Annotated in this window: 13 protein-coding genes; 4 read left to right on the top strand and 9 right to left on the bottom strand. The window is 68.8% G+C overall.

Going from position 1 to position 16,669, the window contains the following annotated elements; all coding sequences use genetic code 11:
• Nucleotides 1-247: 247 nt before the first annotated feature.
• Nucleotides 248-892 carry a GntR family transcriptional regulator gene (locus F4561_RS24755; protein WP_184582152.1) on the top strand — a complete coding sequence of 215 codons (645 nt, stop codon included), beginning with the start codon at nt 248-250 and terminating at the stop codon, nt 890-892.
• Between the two features lie 122 nt (nt 893-1,014).
• Nucleotides 1,015-2,208: an MFS transporter gene (locus tag F4561_RS24750; RefSeq protein ID WP_376773680.1), complete on the top strand. Its 1,194-nt coding sequence runs from the start codon at nt 1,015-1,017 to the stop codon at nt 2,206-2,208.
• Between the two features lie 126 nt (nt 2,209-2,334).
• Here the strand turns inward: F4561_RS24750 and F4561_RS24745 are convergent, their stop codons facing one another.
• The 3 genes from F4561_RS24745 to F4561_RS24735 form a co-directional block, all read right to left on the bottom strand.
• Nucleotides 2,335-2,541: a DUF6458 family protein gene (locus F4561_RS24745; protein WP_184582150.1), complete on the bottom strand. Its 207-nt coding sequence runs from the start codon at nt 2,539-2,541 to the stop codon at nt 2,335-2,337.
• A 214-nt stretch (nt 2,542-2,755) separates the two neighbouring features.
• Nucleotides 2,756-4,579: an acyl-CoA dehydrogenase gene (locus tag F4561_RS24740; protein WP_184582148.1), complete on the bottom strand. Its 1,824-nt coding sequence runs from the start codon at nt 4,577-4,579 to the stop codon at nt 2,756-2,758.
• Nucleotides 4,580-4,739: 160 nt separating this feature from the next.
• A complete protein-coding gene (locus F4561_RS24735) occupies nt 4,740-5,354 on the bottom strand; it encodes a class I SAM-dependent methyltransferase (RefSeq protein WP_184582146.1) in 615 nt (204 codons plus the stop codon).
• A 72-nt stretch (nt 5,355-5,426) separates the two neighbouring features.
• Here F4561_RS24735 and F4561_RS24730 point away from each other — a divergent pair, with 72 nt between their 5' ends.
• Nucleotides 5,427-5,876 carry a MerR family transcriptional regulator gene (locus F4561_RS24730; protein WP_246437276.1) on the top strand — a complete coding sequence of 150 codons (450 nt, stop codon included), beginning with the start codon at nt 5,427-5,429 and terminating at the stop codon, nt 5,874-5,876.
• Here the strand turns inward: F4561_RS24730 and F4561_RS24725 are convergent.
• The 6 genes from F4561_RS24725 to dnaK form a co-directional block, all read right to left on the bottom strand.
• Nucleotides 5,873-6,625 carry a methyltransferase gene (locus F4561_RS24725; protein ID WP_184582142.1) on the bottom strand — a complete coding sequence of 251 codons (753 nt, stop codon included), beginning with the start codon at nt 6,623-6,625 and terminating at the stop codon, nt 5,873-5,875. The two genes, F4561_RS24730 and F4561_RS24725, sit on opposite strands and share 4 nt — an antisense overlap.
• A gap of 212 nt (nt 6,626-6,837) precedes the next feature.
• The gene (gene clpB, locus F4561_RS24720) at nt 6,838-9,456 is read right to left on the bottom strand and encodes an ATP-dependent chaperone ClpB (protein ID WP_184582140.1); all 2,619 of its coding nucleotides are present in this window, start codon (nt 9,454-9,456) and stop codon (nt 6,838-6,840) included.
• 212 nt (nt 9,457-9,668) lie between these two features.
• Nucleotides 9,669-10,091, bottom strand: coding sequence for a heat shock protein transcriptional repressor HspR (locus F4561_RS24715; RefSeq protein ID WP_184582138.1), 423 nt, complete (start codon nt 10,089-10,091; stop codon nt 9,669-9,671).
• Between the two features lie 5 nt (nt 10,092-10,096).
• The gene (gene dnaJ / locus F4561_RS24710; RefSeq protein ID WP_184582136.1) at nt 10,097-11,248 is read right to left on the bottom strand and encodes a molecular chaperone DnaJ; all 1,152 of its coding nucleotides are present in this window, start codon (nt 11,246-11,248) and stop codon (nt 10,097-10,099) included.
• 110 nt (nt 11,249-11,358) lie between these two features.
• A complete protein-coding gene (gene grpE, locus F4561_RS24705) occupies nt 11,359-12,129 on the bottom strand; it encodes a nucleotide exchange factor GrpE (protein WP_184582134.1) in 771 nt (256 codons plus the stop codon).
• A gap of 33 nt (nt 12,130-12,162) precedes the next feature.
• On the bottom strand, nt 12,163-14,022 hold the full coding sequence (dnaK, locus tag F4561_RS24700) for a molecular chaperone DnaK (protein ID WP_184582132.1): 1,860 nt from the start codon (nt 14,020-14,022) through the stop codon (nt 12,163-12,165).
• Nucleotides 14,023-14,472: 450 nt separating this feature from the next.
• Here dnaK and F4561_RS24695 point away from each other — a divergent pair, with 450 nt between their 5' ends.
• Nucleotides 14,473-16,635, top strand: a complete 2,163-nt coding sequence (locus F4561_RS24695) for a (Fe-S)-binding protein (RefSeq protein ID WP_184582124.1) — start codon at nt 14,473-14,475, stop codon at nt 16,633-16,635.
• Nucleotides 16,636-16,669: the final 34 nt, after the last annotated feature.

The raw sequence follows: 16,669 nt of genomic DNA, 5'->3' as shown, positions 1-16,669 counted from the left end.
GAATGGCGACATAATCGCACGTCAAGGCGGCGTGTTGGCGGATGTGTCCGTAGCTGGGTGCGTCCGGGGCGTCCGGTTCCGGCGGCCGCGAACTTCCGCGGGCCCCGCGAACGCGCGGCTGCTGTTCCGGCCTGGATGCCGCCTCCGGTTCCGGCTGACCGGCGTGTTGCCCCGCGCGACGGGAGCCCCGGGTATCCGGGGAGGGCGTGTACAGCCTCCGACCGCGCCTGGCTAGCATAGATACAACATGGATACCACGCCCTCAGCCACGGACCGCGCCTACCGGTTCACCAAGGACGCCATCCTCACCCGGCACTACGCCGGAGGTGACCTCCTCAGCGAGGGCGAGATCGCGACCGGAGTCGGGGTTTCCCGCACCCCTGTGCGCGAGGCGCTCCTGCGGCTGGAAACCGAAGGGCTCGTCCGCCTCTACCCCAAGCGCGGCGTCCTGATCGTGCCCGTCTCCCAGGCGGAGATCGACGATGTGATCGAGACCCGCAGACTCGTCGAGGGCTTCGCCGCTGAACGGGCCGCGGGAGAGGGGGACGAGGCGCGCGGCGCCCTGGTGTCGGTCCTCACCGGCCACCTGTCCGATATGCGCGCGGCCACCGAGGCCGGAAAGCGCGCGTTCGTCCTCGCCGACCGCGAGTTCCACCGCGCCATTGTCCGGGCGGCCGGCAACCAGGTGCTGGCCGACCTCTACGAGTCGCTGCGCGACCGGCAGTTGCGGATGATGGAGGAGGGGGCCCGCACCCCTGAGCGGATGCGGACCAGCATCGACGAGCACCGCACGATCCTGGACGCGATCAGTGCGGGCGACGTGCCAGCCGTCCGCGAAGCGGTCCATCGCCACCTGGACACGGCGGGCGCGGTACTGGGGGCACGCCGGTGAGCATTGGCGCGTCATCTCCCCGGGGCCAGGTTTCCGCGAAGACCTCCCATGATCCGACTTCACCCGACACGCATTCCGAGCCGCCCGGCGGGGTCCGTGCCTGGCTCGTGTGGGGCGTCGCGGTGGGCGTCTACTTCCTGGCGATGTTCCACCGCAACGGGCTCGCTGTCGCCGCTCTGGAGGCTCAGGAGCGGTTCCAGATGGGGCCGGCGCTGCTGTCGGTGCTTCCTGTCATGCAGCTCGCGGTCTACGTGCTGCTGCAGTTGCCCGCGGGACTGCTGGCCGACCGTCTGGGGCCGCGCCGGACCCTGCTGATCGGGCTGCTGGCGATGACGGCCGGAGTCGTGCTGTTCGCGCTGGCGCCCGGCTTCCAGTTCGCGGTGGCCGCCCGAGTGCTCATCGGCCTCGGGGACGCGCTCGTCTTCCTGAACGTTATCCGGCTCGGCGCGCTGTGGTTCCCCCGCGGGCAGTACGCGCTGATCAGTGCGTTTACCGGAGTAATCGGCGGCCTTGGCCAGGTCGCGAGTGTCGCCCCGCTGTCCGCCGCCCTGGCCGGGTTCGGGTGGACCGCGGCGTTCCTCGGTGCGGGGGGCGCGACCGTCCTCATGGCGCTGCTTGTCCTGCTCGTGGTACGGGACCGGCCCGCGGGTGCGCAGGGCGGGCCAGTGGCCCAGCCCATCTCGATCCGGGCGAGCGTGATCGAGGCGGCGCGGGCGCGGGGTCCGCGCGTCGGCATGACCAACCACGTCGTCATTCAGGCGCCCTACACCATGCTCGCGGCGCTGTGGGGCTACCCGTCCCTCGTCGAGGGGCTGGGTCTTCCCGGCCCCACAGCGAGCCTGGCGCTCACGGTGCTGGGGGTGGCGACCCTGTGGGTGGCGCCGGTGGTAGGGGCGTGCATCGGGCGCTGGCCGGCGGCTCGTCGCCCGATCGCTATCACCGCCGCTGTGCTGGTCAGTGTGGGGTGGCTCGCGTTCGTGGGCTGGCCCGGCGGCCCGCCGCCCGTACCGTTGGTGATCGCGCATTTCGCCGTCGGTGCCGGGGCGACGGTGATGGCCGCTCCGTTGTCGTTCGACTTCGCCAGGGACGGGATTCCCTCGCGGCGGACCGGTGTAGCGTCCAGCCTGGTGAACATGTGCGGGTTCGCCGTGGTGGTGCTGACGACGGTGGGTGCCGGCGCCATCCTGGAGGCACTGCCCGAGCCGCACGGCGGCGCCGCGTACCAGATGGCGTTCCTGCCGGTCGCGACGACGTCCGCGATCGGGACCCTGCTCCTGGTCGCCCAGTTGTGGCGGTACCCGGTGGAACGGCGATAGGGCGGAACCGCCGCACCTCTTTCAGATCAGGGGTGCAACGACCACTGGAACCCGAGCACAAATTCAGGAACCGAATGCTCGAGACCGTCGATGAGCGGGCGTTCCCGCCCCCCGGTTCGCGCGAGCCTAGATGACGTCGCTGTCGCTGCGCACGTTCTCCTGGCGGTCGCGGCGCAGCACCATCAAGATCATCGTTAGGAGAACTACCGCGAGTCCGGCGAGCATCAGGATGATCCCGATGGCGTCCAGATCGAGCGCGGCGATATCGGCGGTGATTCCGAACCGCAGCACGGCGCCAATGACGATGAGGAAGATCCCGACCCCGATACCCACTACTGCCTCCGCGGCGCGTCAGTAGACGTGACTTGTCGTCGTTCCTCCGGATCCAACCCTAACGCTAGGCCACCCGCTCTAGTGGGGAAAGCCCGAGGAGCCGGCGGACGGAGGTGGTGTTCCCGGCTGCCTGGTACAGCTGTACCCCGCAGCCGGGAACCCACTCAGAGCGGGCAGCCCGGCTACCGCGCGTGGCCGTGATCGGAGCGCGGGATCAGAACGCCGACTCGGGGATCTCCATGAGGTCGAGCGGGGTGTCCTCCGCGATCGCGCGCTCGGCCGCCACCCGCGGGAGGATCTGGTCGGCGAAGAACCGCGCGGCCGCGATCTTTCCGGTGTAGAAGTCCTGGTCGGCTGGGCTCGCCCCGTCGACGGCGGCCAGCGCGATCTCGGCCTGGCGCAGCAGCAGCCAGCCCAGCACGACATCGCCGACCGACATCAGCAGCCGGGTGGTGTTCAGCCCGACCTTGTACAGCTCGGTGGGCTCCTCCACCGACCCCGTGGCGTAGCCGACCATGATCTCGACCATCCGCTGGACCTCGGCCGCGGCATCGGCGAGAGCGGCGCGCTCGTCCTTGAGCTGGCCGTTCCCGGCCTCACTCGCGGCGAACGCCGTGATCTCTCCGAGAAGCTGCCCCAGCGCCTCCCCGTTGTTGCGCACGATCTTCCGGAAGAAGAAGTCCTGGGCCTGGATGGCGGTGGTGCCCTCGTAGAGGGTGTCGATCTTGGCGTCCCGGATGTACTGCTCGATCGGGTAGTCCTGCAGGTACCCGGAGCCGCCCAGGGTCTGCAGCGACTCGGAGAGCAGCGCGTAGGAGCGTTCGGAGCCGACGCCCTTGACGATGGGGAGCAGCAGGTCGTTGAGGGCCTCGAGGTCCTCGTGCGGGTCGCCGTTGTGCTGGGCGATCTGCACCGCGTCCTGCTGGGTCGCGGTGTAGAGGACCAGGGCGCGCAGCGCCTCGGCGTAAGCCTTCTGGGTCATCAGGCTGCGCCGGACGTCCGGGTGCCGCGTGATCGCCACCCGCGGTGCGCTCTTGTCGCTCATCTGGGTGAGGTCGGCGCCCTGCTTGCGCTCCTTGGCGTACTCCAGGGCGTTCAGGTAGCCGGTCGACAGCGTGGCGATCGCCTTCGTTCCGACCATCATCCGGGCGTACTCGATGATGAGGAACATCTGCCGGATGCCGTCGTGCTTATCGCCGACCAGGTAGCCAACAGCGGGGTGCGAGGCACCGAACGTCAGCTCGCAGGTCGTCGACGCCTTGAGCCCCATCTTGTGCTCGACGTTGGTGACGTAGGCGCCGTTGCGCTCCACCGGATCGCCGTTCTCGTCGACCAGGAACTTCGGGACCAGGAACAGGGAGAGCCCCTTGGTGCCCGGCTTGGCGCCCTCGGGGCGTGCCAGGACCAGGTGGAAGATGTTCTCGGTCATGTCCTGCTCGGCGGAGGTGATGAACCGCTTCACGCCGTCGATGTGCCAGGTGCCGTCGCCCTGGTCGATGGCGCGTGTCCGGCCGGCGCCGACGTCGGAACCGGCGTCGGGCTCGGTCAGCACCATCGTCGCGCCCCAGCCGCGCTCGATGGACTGCTCCGCGAACCTCTTCTGCGCCTCGTTGCCCTCCTGCCAGAGCACGTTGGCGAAGCCGGGGCCGGCGGAGTACATGTGCACCGCCGGGTTGGAGCCGAGGATCAGCTCAGCGGCCGCCCACACCAGCGAGCGGGGCGCGCCGAGCCCGCCGAGCTCCTGGGGCAGGTCGATGTTGTACCAGCCCGCGTCCATGTAGGCGTGGTAGGACTTCTTCAGGCTCTCGGGCACGGTGACCGAGTTGGTCTCGGGGTGGAACACCGGGGGATTGCGATCGGCGTCCTCGAACGACTCGGCTACGACACCGGTGGCAAGCCGGTTGACCTCGTCAAGAATCGTACGAGCCGTATCCTCGTCCAGCTCCTCGAACGGGCCCTTGCTTAGCACGTCCTGGCGCTTGAAGACCTCGAACAGATTGAATTCGAGGTCACGGAGGTTGCTCTTGTAGTGGGTCATGGCGCGCGCTCCGCTGTGTCGTGGCCGCTGTGTCTGCACACGCGATCTACTCGCTAGTAACAAATTTCAGGTTACTAGCAAGTAGAAGTGGTCCGCCATAGGGGGGGCGCCACGTGTGGCCCTGGGCACACCCGGCTCCCGAGCGCGAGCCGGTACCGGCTCACCGCCGAGCCACCACACGGTCGACAAGCCCCAGGGCCAGTCGGTCGTGGTGGTCCACGGTGAACCCGTTCTCCCTCACAAGGTCCAGCGGGCGGGTCCGTGGCGCGGCGCGCAGCCGCTCCACCCAGCGCAGCGGAACACGCGTGTACTCGACGTGGTCAACGAGCAGGAGTCGCCCCTCCGGTCGCAGGACGCGGTGCATCTCGTTCACGGCGGCCCGCTGGTTCGGGATGGTGCACAACGCCAGGGTGCACACCACGGTGTCGAAGTCGCCGTCATTGAACGGCAGCGCCTGAGAGTCGCCTTCCTTCAGGTCAACCCGGAGGTCGAGTGCGGTGGCCCGGCGTCGCGCCACCGTGAGCATCTCCGTGCTCAGGTCGAGGCCGGTGAGTGCCACCTCGTCTCGGTAGAAGTCCAGGTTGCGGCCGGTCCCGACGGCAACCTCCAGGGTCCGCCCGGTGGCCTGGCCGCACAGCCAGGCTCGGGTGTCCCCGATGAGCCACCGTTCGGCGCGGTCGCCGCGGCGGTCATAGCCCTGCGCCATACGGTTCCATCGCCGCCGGGTGCGCTCCGTTGGGGTTTCCGGGGCACCGTTGCCCAACTCGTTACGCATCACTTACGCCCTCTCCGCAGTTCGAGGTTGACAGTTGCGCCAAGTCTGTAAGTTCATGTCAACATGAAGTCAATGCCCACGGAGATGTCGATCGGTGCGCTCGCCGAACGGTTCGGGTTGGCCCCTCACGTGCTGCGGCACTGGGAGGCGGCCGGGGTGCTGCGTCCCGCGCGACGCGTCAACGGGCGGCGCCGCTACGGCCCGGAGCACCTCGCACAGGTCGCCCTGATCCTGCAGGCCAAAGAGGCGGGGATGAGCCTGGACCAGATGAGCGAGCTGTTCCAGGCCGAGAACGGTGCCGTCCGGCGGCAGATCCTCGCCCAGCACGCGGCGGAGCTGGACCGCAAGATCGCGCGCCTGCGGGCAGCGCGGAATATCGTCGAGCATCCTATGAACTGCCCATCCGAGGACTTCCTGAGCTGCCCCAACCTCTGGAGGTCGATGGGAGAGCTGATCCCGCGGGAGGAGAGCCGTGCGGGGGCCCGGTGGGCGAGTGGGAGTGAGCCCGCCCCGGGCGCCTAGGGACGCCGCAGGCGGAACAGGAACGTCCGGACGTCGCTGCCGGGCCAGCCCTGGCTGTGCGCGATCTCCACGGAGTACCCGCTCTCGATCGCGTGGCCGGTGATCCGGTGCAGCTCCGCGGTGTTGGACAGGACGACGTAGACCTCCCCGCCGGGGGTGAGCAGGTCGCGTTCGGCGACCTGGTCGAGGAAGCGGGTCACGACGTCGCCGCCGACACACGTGTTGCGCACGATGTCGGGGTGGTGGCTGACAGCTTCCTTGACCGCTGGCGGGTTGAAGGTGATGACGTCGGCCCGCGCCGCCTGCGGAAACGCGGCGAACAGGTCGGACGTGATCGGGGCCAGGGTGGTGCGGGAGGCCGCGCCGGCCAGCCGGGTGAAGTTGTCGGCGGTGGTCCGGGTGCTCTCCGGGTGCACGTCCAGCGCGTAGATGTCGCGCGCGCCCCGGCTCGCCGCGATCACCGCCTCGACTCCCAGACCGCACCCCATGACCGCGTAGGACCGTCCCGCGAGGACGATCGTGCCGTCGAGGAGCCGGTCGAACACCAGCTCGCTGGTGAGCCCGGGAGAGAACACGCCGGGTGGAACGGTGAACTCCCAGTCGCGGTAGGTGTAGCTCCGGTGCGTTCCCACGTCCTCCCGCGGCTGGTTCGCCGCGATGATGGCCTCCGCCGGCAGGGGGTCGGGCAGCTCCCGCCACAGCTCCCAGGACTCCCGGGAGGCGGAGGCCCGCGCGGTCGGGTCGTGCATCGCTAGCCCTTCGTGTCAGAGGCACGGTGCGCGCCGCAACCCCGCCCGGCTCCGTGGGGGGTGTGGGGCTCGGAGCCGGGCGGAGACGGCGTTGCCGTGCTGCATTGCCGTGCTGCGCATCACACGCCGCGCCGCGTGTCGATGATAACCGTTTTCAGCTGTGTCGTTGGAGCGTCAGTGGATTCCCGGTGATCCGCGGGGTCCGACGCGGATCACCGCGTCGCCGGTACCTGGGCCGCGGCGCGGACCGTGAGCGTGTCGGCGGCCTCGTCGCGCTCCACGACCGCGGTGTCGCCCTCGTGCAGCTCGCCCGAGAGCAGCGCCTTGGCGAGCGGGTCACCGATCGCCGCCTGCACCAGCCGGCGCAGCGGGCGGGCGCCGTAGACGGAGTCGTAGCCCTTGCGCGCGAGCCACTCGCGCGAGGCCGACGAGACGTCCAGCTCCAGCCGGCGATCGGCCAGCCGTGCGGCGAGCCTGTCGACCTGCAGGTCGACGATCCGCGTCAGCTCCTCTGTGGACAGGGTGTCGAACACGATGACGTCGTCCAGGCGGTTCAGGAACTCCGGCTTGAAGGTCGTCCGGACGACGGCCAGCACCTTCTCCTTCCGGTCCCCGTCCTCCAACGTGGGGTCCATCAGGAACTGCGAGCCCAGGTTGGAGGTGAGGATCAGCAACGTGTTCCGGAAGTCCACGACACGCCCCTGGCCGTCGGTGAGCCGGCCGTCCTCCAGGACCTGCAGCAGCGTGTCGAACACTTCGAGGTGCGCCTTCTCCACCTCGTCCAGGAGCACCACGGTGTACGGGCGCCGCCGGACCGCCTCGGTGAGCTGGCCGCCCTCCTCGTAGCCGACGTAGCCGGGCGGCGCCCCGACCAGCCGGGCCACCGAGTGCTTCTCGGAGTACTCGCTCATGTCGACGCGCACGATCGCGCGCTCGTCGTCGAACAGGAACTCCGCGAGCGCCTTGGCCAACTCGGTCTTGCCGACCCCGGTGGGGCCGAGGAACAGGAACGAGCCGGTGGGACGGTCCGGGTCGGAGATGCCGGTCCGGGCCCGGCGCACGGCGTCGGAGACCGCGGCCACGGCGGGGGACTGGCCGACCAACCGTTTGCCCAGCTCCTCCTCCATGCGCAGCAGCTTGGAGGTCTCTCCCTCCAGGAGCCGGCCCACGGGGATGCCGGTCCACGAGGACACGACGTCGGCGACGTCGTCCGCCTCGACCTCGTCCTTGACCATGGTCGGCTCGCCCTCGACCGTCTCGGTGGCCTCCTCCGCGGCCGTGGACGCCTCCTTGAGCTGGTCCTCGACCTTCGGAATCTCGCCGTACATCAGCCGGGACGCCTCGGTGAAGTCGCCGTCGCGCTGCGCGCGCTCGGCCTGGGTGCGCAGGTCGTCGAGGCGTTCCTTGAGCTCACCGACCCGGTTCAGGCCGGCCTTCTCCTGCTCCCAGCGGGCCAGGAGGGCGTTCAGCTCCTCCTCGCGGTCGGCCATGTCCGCACGGATCCGGTCCAGCCGCTGCGCCGACGCGGCGTCCGACTCCTGGGTGAGCGCCATCTCCTCCATCTTCAGCCGGTCGACCGTGCGCTGCAGCTCGTCGATCTCCACCGGCCGCGAGTCGATCTCCATGCGCAGCCGGGACGCGGCCTCGTCGATCAGGTCGATGGCCTTGTCGGGCAGGAACCGCGCGGTGATGTAGCGGTCGGAGAGTGTGGCCGCCGCCACCAGAGCCGAGTCGGCGATCTGCACCTTGTGGTGCGCCTCGTAGCGGCCCTTGAGCCCGCGCAGGATCGCGATCGTGTCGGCCGCCGACGGCTCGCCCACCTGCACCTGCTGGAAGCGCCGTTCCAGGGCCGCGTCCTTCTCGATGCGCTCGCGGTACTCGTCCAGCGTCGTGGCACCGACCATGCGCAGCTCGCCGCGCGCCAACATCGGCTTGAGCATGTTCCCGGCGTCCATCGACCCCTCGGCGGCACCGGCGCCCACCATGGTGTGCAGCTCGTCGATGAACGTGATGACCTGGCCGTCGCTCTCCTTGATCTCGTTGAGAACGGCCTTGAGCCGCTCCTCGAACTCGCCGCGGTATTTCGCCCCGGCCACCATCGCCGACAGGTCCAGAGCGATCAGCCGCTTGTCGCGCAGCGACTCGGGAACGTCGCCCGCGACGACACGCTGTGCCAACCCCTCCACCACGGCGGTCTTGCCAACACCGGGCTCGCCGATGAGGACGGGATTGTTCTTGGTGCGCCGGGACAGCACCTGCACCACGCGGCGGATCTCGGAGTCGCGCCCGATCACGGGGTCGAGCGCGCCCGACCGCGCCTGCTCGGTCAGGTCGACGCCGTACTTCTGCAGCGCCTGGTAAGTCTCTTCGGGGTTCTCAGTGGTCACGCGCCCGCTGCCGCGCACGCGCTCGAATGCCTCCAGCAGCACCTCGGGAGTCGCCCCGGCCTCGCGCAGGATGCGCGCCGCCTCACCGCCGTCGGCGGCCAGCCCGACAAGCAGGTGCTCGGTGGAGACGAACTCGTCCTCCATCTGCTTGGCACGCTGCGCGGCGGTGTTCAGCGAGACGATGAGCTGCCGGGAGCTCTCGGGCGAGCTGACCGAGGTACCGGCCACCTTGGGCAGCCCGGCGATGGCGCGCTCGACCGACGTGTTCATCTCGTTAGCGGAGGCCCCGACCTCCTTGAGGAGGGGCCGGATGATCCCCTCGCCCTGGTTGAGGAGCGCGGCGAGCAGGTGTGTGGGCTCGACCTGCGGATTGCCGTCCGCGGTCGCACGCCTGATCGCCACGGACAGTGCTTCGTTGCTCTTCCGGGTGAGTTTGTAGTCCATGCTGCGCCGCCCCCTTCGCGCGAGAGTGGATACAGGTGTGTACGGTTCGTGGTTCCGCGGGCCCTAGCCGCCCCCCTTGGGCCCGGTTACCGCGACCGGTGCCGCCCGGTAGCCGGGAACCTTCGGGCCCTGCGTCCGGACCCTCCAGAACCCCGGCGGCGCCCGTGTTGTTTGGCTCGCTGTCGCTCGCAGGATCGCGCGGCTGGAGCCGACTACCGCTCCTGGTCGGGCGGCGGAGAGGTATTGAAGATCGTCACGCGGGTCCGGCGCACCGGAAGCAGCTCGCCTCCGGGGGAGCGCCCCGACTCGCGGCGGGAGACCGCGCTGCGCGCCGCCTCCATCTCGTTGTGCAGGTGGAAGATGTGGTCCCGGAGCTCGGCGACCTCGCGCTGCAGCTCCAGGATGCGCTTGATCCCAGCGAGGTTGATGCCTTCCTCCTGGGACAGCCGCTGCACCTCGCGCAGCATCTGGATGTCCCGCACGGAGTAGCGGCGTCCGCGCCCCGCTGCCCGGCCGGGCGAGACCAGGCCCAGCCGGTCGTACTGGCGCAGGGTCTGCGGGTGCAGCCCGGACAGATCGGCCGCGACGGAGATGACATAGACCGGGGTGTCATCTCCGAACGCTGGGTTGGTCATCGCGTTCACGCCCCTTTCGCCCGCGCTTCGAGTCCGCGGCGCGGGTCCTGGTCCGCGGTCGCGGCGCGGTACTTCTCCAGGGCCTCCCGCGCATCGCTGCTGAGGTTCTGCGGCACGTCGACCTCAACGGTGACCAGAAGGTCGCCCACCGTGCCGTCGCGGCGGGTGGCCCCTTTGCCCCTGACCCGGAACGTGCGCCCGTTGGGCGTGCCCGGGGGGATCTTGACGGTGACCGGAAGGCCGTTGAGCGTCGGCACCCGCACATCGGCGCCGAGCGCGGCCTCGGGAAAGCTCACCGGAACGCTGATTGTCAGGTTGTCGCCGGACTTGCCGAACAGGGAATGCGACTGCACATGCACCACCACGAAGAGGTCTCCGGCCGGTCCCCCGCGTTCGCCCGGCGCTCCTTTGCCTTTGATCCGGATCCGCTGGCCGTCGTTGACCCCACCGGGGATCCGGGCCTGGATCGTGCGCGTACTCTTCCCGCGCCCGCTTCCGTTGCACGTGAGGCAGGGGTCGTCAACGACCAGACCGCGCCCCTTGCACTCACCGCAGGGCTCCGACAGCGAGAACCCGCCCAGGTTCTTGCTCTCGTGCCCGGTTCCCGAGCACCGGACGCACACTCGCGGCGCGGTCCCGGCCTTGCCGCCGGTGCCCTTACACGTGGGGCACGCGGTATCGCTGCTCAGTTGGAACGACCGGGTGACACCGGTGACCGCCTCCGAGAAGGTCAGGTTGGTCTCGGTCTCGACGTCGGCACCGCGCCGCGCCTGCGTCGTCGTCCGGCCGCGCCCGCCGAACAGTCCACCGAACAGGTCGCTGAGCCGCTCGCCTCCCGTGTTGGTTCCGGGGCCCTGGCTGAACAGGTCGCCCAGGTCGAAGCCGCCCGTACCGGTGCCCCCGCCGGGCCGGTAGGAGCTGCCGAAGAGCGAGCGCGCGTCGTCGTACTCCTTGCGTCGTTTCTCGTCCGAGAGGACGTTGTACGCCTCGGAGATCTCCTTGAACCGGTCCTCGGACCCGGGATCCCCCTTGTTGGCGTCGGGGTGGTACTCGCGAGCGAGCTTGCGGTAGGCCTGCTTGATCTCGTCCTGTGTGGCCGACTTCGAGACGCCGAGGACCTTGTAGTAGTCCTTCTCCAGGTAGTCCTTGGTGCTCATCGACGCCTGACCTCTCCCCGCATCGCGCTCTCGTCTGTCCTGGGCCGGCCCGGCCCGAACCGGAGATGTCCACCCCGGGCACGGTGTGCGTACCCGGGGCGGATCATCCGCTACCTCTGCTGCTCGTCATCGACCTCAGTGGCGGTGTCTGCGTCTGCGTCCGTACCCGTGCCGGCGGCGGACTCACCGGACTTCGCTGACGGCGACTCCGGATCCTGCTCCGCAACGGCCTCCGAGGGGGTCTCGACGGACTCCTCACCCGGGCCGGCCACGACCACGCGCGCCGGGCGCAGCACCCGGTCCTCTCCAATGAAGTACCCGGGCTGGAACACCTCGACCACCGTGGGAACGGTGACGTCGGCGGAGGGCACCATGGTCAGGGCCTCGTGGACGTTCGGGTCGAACTCGTCGCCCGCCTCGCCGTACTTCCGCAGCCCCAGCTTGGAGACGAGTGCCTCCAGCGACTCACCGACGGACTTGAACCCGCCACTGAGCTCGTCGTGCTCGCGGGCCCGGCCGATGTCGTCGAGGATGGGCAGCAGCTCGCTGATCACCTGGGCCAGGGACTGCTCCCGGACAGCCGCGCGGTCCCGGTCGACCCGCTTGCGGTAGTTGGCGTACTCCGCCTGCAACCGCTTGAGGTCGTTCGTGCGCTCAAGGAGCTGCTGGCGCACCTCGGCGAGCTCGGACCCCTGGGCGGCCTCGGCGGCGTCGACCGCCTCGGCCGCGGCCTCCGCTTCCACGGAGCCCGGAGCGGGCGGTGACGTGTCCTCCGCCCCCTCCGGAACGCGCAGCTCACCGGTATCGGGGTCGATGCGCCGCTTATCGCGGATCACGGGCCCCTGCGGCTCGTGACCGTTCTCGTTCTCCGGCAGCGCCATTCGCTACGCCTCCTTGCCTTCCGCGTCCGAGATTCAGGCGTTGCCGTCGCGCTTCTCGTTCTCCTCGTCGACAATCTCGGCGTCCACGACGTCGCTGTCCTCGCTCTGGGACTCGCCGCCGCCGGCAGCGGCGTCGGCACCCGCGGTGTCCGCCTGCTCGCCCTGACCGTAGATGGCCGACCCGATCTTCTGGCTGGCTAGCGCGACCTTCTCGCTCGCCGACCGGATGGCCTCGATGTCGGTGCCTTCGAGCGCCTGCTTGAGCTCGCCGAGGGCACCCTCGGTCTCGGACTTGACGTCAGCGGGGATCTGCTCCTCGTTGTCCTTGATGACCTTCTCGGTCTGGTAGACGAGCGACTCCGCGTTGTTGCGGACCTCGGCTTCCTCGCGGCGCTTGCGGTCCTCCTCGGCGTACTCCTCCGCCTCGCGGACCATCTTGTCGATCTCGTCCTTGCTCATGGCCGAGCCGCCGGAGATGGTCACCGACTGCTCCTTGCCGGTGCCGAGGTCCTTCGCGGTGACGTTCACGATGCCGTTGGCGTCGATGTCGAAGGTGACCTCGATCTGCGGGACTCCGCGCGGCGCCGGCGGGATGCCGCTGAGGTCGAACACCCCCAGCTTCTTGTTGTACTGGGCCATCTCGCGCTCGCCCTGGTAGACCTGGATCTGCACCGAGGGCTGGTTGTCGTCGGCCGTCGTGAAGATCTCCGAGCGCTTGGTCGGGATGGTCGTGTTCTTCTCGATCAGCTTGCTGAACACGCCGCCCTTGGTCTCGATGCCCAGCGACAGCGGGGTGACGTCAAGCAGCAGGACGTCCTTGACCTCGCCCTTGAGTACGCCGCCCTGGAGCGCGGCGCCCACGGCGACGACCTCGTCGGGGTTGACGCCCTTGTTGGGCTCCTTGCCGCCGGTGAGTTCCTTGACGAGCTCCACCACAGCCGGCATCCGGGTCGAACCGCCGACCATCACCACGTGGTTGATCTTGTCGACGCTGATCCCGGCGTCCTTGATGACCTGGCGGAACGGCGCCTTGGTGCGCTCCAGGAGGTCGTTGGTGAGCCGCTGGAACTCCGCCCGTGTGAGCTTCTCCTCCAGGTGCAGCGGGCCCTCGGACGATGCCGTGATGTAGGGCAGGTTGATGGAGGACTCGCTGGAGCTGGTGAGCTCGATCTTGGCTTTCTCCGCGGCCTCGCGCAGGCGCTGCAGCGCCATCTTGTCCTTGGCCAGGTCGACGCCGTTGTTGTTCTTGAACCGCTCGACCATCCAGTCGACGACCGCCTGGTCCCAGTCGTCACCACCGAGGTGGTTGTCGCCGTTGGTGGCCTTCACCTCGACCACGCCGTCGCCGACCTCGAGCAGGGAGACGTCGAACGTGCCGCCGCCCAGGTCGTAGACCAGGATGGTGGCCTCGTCCTCCTTCTCCAGGTGGTAGGCGAGCGCCGCGGAGGTGGGCTCGTTGATGATGCGCAGGACGTTCAGGCCCGCGATCTGCCCGGCTTCCTTGGTGGCCTGGCGCTGGGAGTCGCTGAAGTACGCCGGCACCGTGACGACGGCGTCGGTGACTTCCTCGCCCAGGTACGCCTCGGCGTCGCGCTTCAGCTTCTGCAGCACGAACGCGCTGATCTGCTGCGGGGTGAAGGTCTTGTCATCGATCTCAGTGGACCAGTCGGTGCCCATGTACCGCTTGACCGAGCGGATCGTCCGCTCGACGTTGGTCACCGCCTGGCGTTTGGCGACCTCGCCCATCAGCACTTCGCCGTTCTTGGCGAAGGCCACGACGGACGGAGTGGTCCGGGCGCCCTCGGCGTTGGCGATGACCGTGGGCTCGCCGCCTTCCAGGACCGAGACGACCGAGTTCGTCGTCCCAAGGTCGATTCCGACCGCTCGTGCCATGAGTAATGTCCTCCGTCAAGGTTGAGTCTTACGGGCGCCAGTTTGCTTCGCATTCTAGCTTCTGTCAAATCACTTGAGTCGTGGCGACTCAATATCTCTCGGCTAGTACTACAACGGGAGAGAGTGCGGCCGTTGTTCCCGGTCGGCGTGCCCTTTTGCGGGTCCTTACCGACTGCGGGGCTGGGCATGACCCCGGTCGCGCGGGCGGCCGTGAGGGCTGCAGGCGACCCCGGGGTGCGATCACGGAGCGCAACAGAATACGGTTCTAAGAAATCGGCCCAGAGTCACCGGTGCGCAGGTCGTCGCCTAACGTGGGGATTTGTCGGTCCGCGCCGGTCGCGACCGCGGGGCGTATGACCGAGTAGCGATTACTCGCTAGTAACATAGGGCGGATTCCGGTGTGTGGCGCACCGGAGACCTACGTGTTTTCAGGATGGGAGGCCGCGGGCGATGCTCTACGTGATCCTCGGAGTCATCACGACCGCCTTCGCCGTGGTCGGAGCAGCGGTGTTCGCCTATGGCATTCGTCATATGGTGCGCACCGTGGGCATCGGCCGGCCAGTGGAAGCCGAGCGCAAGGGCCCGTTCGGGCAGCGCCTGACGACCACGCTGATCGAGACGCTCGGGCACACGCGAATGCTCAAGTGGCGCTGGATCGGTGTGGCGCACTGGTTCGTCATGGTCTCGTTCCCCGCGCTCGCCTTCACCGTGGCCGAGGCGCATGGCGAGGTGTGGGACCCGCACTTCCACCTACCGATCATCCACGACTGGACGATCTACGGTCTGGCGATCGAGGTCATCGCCGGCGTCAGCCTCGCCGCGATCACCAGCCTCGCGGTCCTCCGCCAGGTCCGGGGGCCGCGCCGGGCGGGCCGGGACTCCCGGTTCGCCAACTCCCGGCACTGGCACGCCTACTACGTCGAGTCCTACATCTTCGGGCTGCTCGCCGCCATCTTCGTGATCCGCGGCTTCAAGGTCGCCCTTGACGACTTCCCGTTCCCGGTGTGGGCCACCCCCATCTCGCACGCGCTCGGCGCCGTGCTGCCGGCGAGCGAGGCCGGCCTCGCCCTTGTGGCGGCGTTCAAACTGATCATCTCCTGGATGTTCTTCATGGTGCTGGGCCTGGTGCTGACCATGGGCATCGGCTGGCACCGGTTCACCGCACCGGTGAACATCTTCTTCAAGCGCAACACTGATGGCACCCCAGCGCTCGGCGCCGTCAAGCCGATGATGGACAAGTCCGGCGAGAAACCGCTCGACTTCGAGGAGGCCGACCCCGACGAGGACCCCTTCGGTGCCGGCAAGATCGAGGACTTCACCTGGAAGGGCCTGCTCGACTTCACGACCTGCACCGAGTGCGGCCGGTGCCAGTCGCAGTGCCCCGCGTGGAACACGGGAAAGCCGCTCTCGCCCAAGAAGGTCATCATGGACCTGCGGGAGCACGCCTACGAGAAGGCGCCGTACCTGCTCGACGGCACCACGGAGGAGACACCGGACATCCATGACGACGTCCTCGCGCTGCTCGGCAAGCCCCTCGTGGGCACCGAGGAGGAGGGCGGCATCATCCACCCCGACGAGCTGTGGGCGTGCACCAACTGCGGCGCCTGCGTCGAGCAGTGCCCGGTCGACATCGAGCACGTCGACCACATCATGGACATGCGCCGCTACCAGGTGATGATCGAGTCGAGCTTCCCCTCGGAGGCCAACACTCTGCTGAAGAACCTGGAGAACAAGGGCAACCCATGGGGCATGAGCGAGGACAAGCGCCTCGACTGGGTCTCCGAGCTCGACTTCGAGGTGCCCGTTGTCGAGGACACGCTGCCCGAGGGCACTGAGTACCTGTTCTGGGTGGGCTGCGCCGGCGCGCTGGAGGACCGCGCCAAGAAGACCACGAAGGCCATCGCCGAGCTGCTGCACATGGCGGGCGTGCGGTTCGCGGTGCTCGGCGGGATGGAGGCGTGCACCGGCGACCCCGCGCGCCGGCTGGGCATGGAGTACGTCTTCCAGATGCTCGCCCAGCAGAACGTGGAGACACTGAACGAGGCCGGTGTCACCAAGATCGTGGCGAGCTGCCCGCACTGCTTCAACACGCTCGGCAACGAGTACCCGCAGCTTGGTGGGAACTACGACGTCATCCACCACAGCCAGTTGCTGGCCAAGCTGGTGGACGAGGGGAAGCTCACCCCGGTTCAGCCGGTCGAGGAGAGGATCACCTACCACGACCCGTGCTTCCTGGGCCGGCACAACAAGGTCTACACCCCGCCGCGCGACATCATGGCGCAGGTGCCCGGCGTCCAGACCCAGGAGATGCACCGGCACAAGGAGCGGGGCTTCTGCTGCGGCGCCGGCGGTGCCCGCATGTGGATGGAGGAGCGCATCGGCAAGCGCATCAACACCGAGCGCGTGGACGAGGCGCTGACCACCGATCCCGACACCGTGTCCACGGCGTGCCCGTTCTGTCAGGTGATGCTGGGCGACGCCATCAATGAGAAGAAGTCCGCGGGCGAGGCCAAGGAGAGCCTGGAGGTCGTGGACGTCTCCCAGTTGCTGCTCCGCTCGATGAAGGACGAGCGGTCGAGCTCCGGCGAGGCGGCCGAGCCGGAGAAGGCCTGAGCCGGTACGTTCGCGCCGCCAAGCGGGGCTGACG

The sequence above is a fragment of the Lipingzhangella halophila genome (assembly GCF_014203805.1).
Classification (GTDB): Bacteria; Actinomycetota; Actinomycetes; order Streptosporangiales; family Streptosporangiaceae; genus Lipingzhangella; species Lipingzhangella halophila.
The sequence above is the reverse complement of the archived record's forward strand: the minus strand, read 5'-3'. Positions and strand labels throughout refer to the sequence as shown.

What these genes read in the sequence shown, in the direction of transcription:
- F4561_RS24715 (WP_184582138.1), bottom strand. Translation starts at nt 10,091, where the DNA reads ATGACCAACCCAGCGTTCGGAGATGACACCCCGGTCTATGTCATCTCC.
- F4561_RS24730 (WP_246437276.1), top strand. Translation starts at nt 5,427, where the DNA reads ATGCCCACGGAGATGTCGATCGGTGCGCTCGCCGAACGGTTCGGGTTG.
- F4561_RS24695 (WP_184582124.1), top strand. Translation starts at nt 14,473, where the DNA reads ATGCTCTACGTGATCCTCGGAGTCATCACGACCGCCTTCGCCGTGGTC.
- F4561_RS24740 (WP_184582148.1), bottom strand. Translation starts at nt 4,579, where the DNA reads ATGACCCACTACAAGAGCAACCTCCGTGACCTCGAATTCAATCTGTTC.
- clpB (WP_184582140.1), bottom strand. Translation starts at nt 9,456, where the DNA reads ATGGACTACAAACTCACCCGGAAGAGCAACGAAGCACTGTCCGTGGCG.
- F4561_RS24755 (WP_184582152.1), top strand. Translation starts at nt 248, where the DNA reads ATGGATACCACGCCCTCAGCCACGGACCGCGCCTACCGGTTCACCAAG.
- dnaJ (WP_184582136.1), bottom strand. Translation starts at nt 11,248, where the DNA reads ATGAGCACCAAGGACTACCTGGAGAAGGACTACTACAAGGTCCTCGGC.
- F4561_RS24725 (WP_184582142.1), bottom strand. Translation starts at nt 6,625, where the DNA reads ATGCACGACCCGACCGCGCGGGCCTCCGCCTCCCGGGAGTCCTGGGAG.
- dnaK (WP_184582132.1), bottom strand. Translation starts at nt 14,022, where the DNA reads ATGGCACGAGCGGTCGGAATCGACCTTGGGACGACGAACTCGGTCGTC.
- grpE (WP_184582134.1), bottom strand. Translation starts at nt 12,129, where the DNA reads ATGGCGCTGCCGGAGAACGAGAACGGTCACGAGCCGCAGGGGCCCGTG.
- F4561_RS24735 (WP_184582146.1), bottom strand. Translation starts at nt 5,354, where the DNA reads ATGCGTAACGAGTTGGGCAACGGTGCCCCGGAAACCCCAACGGAGCGC.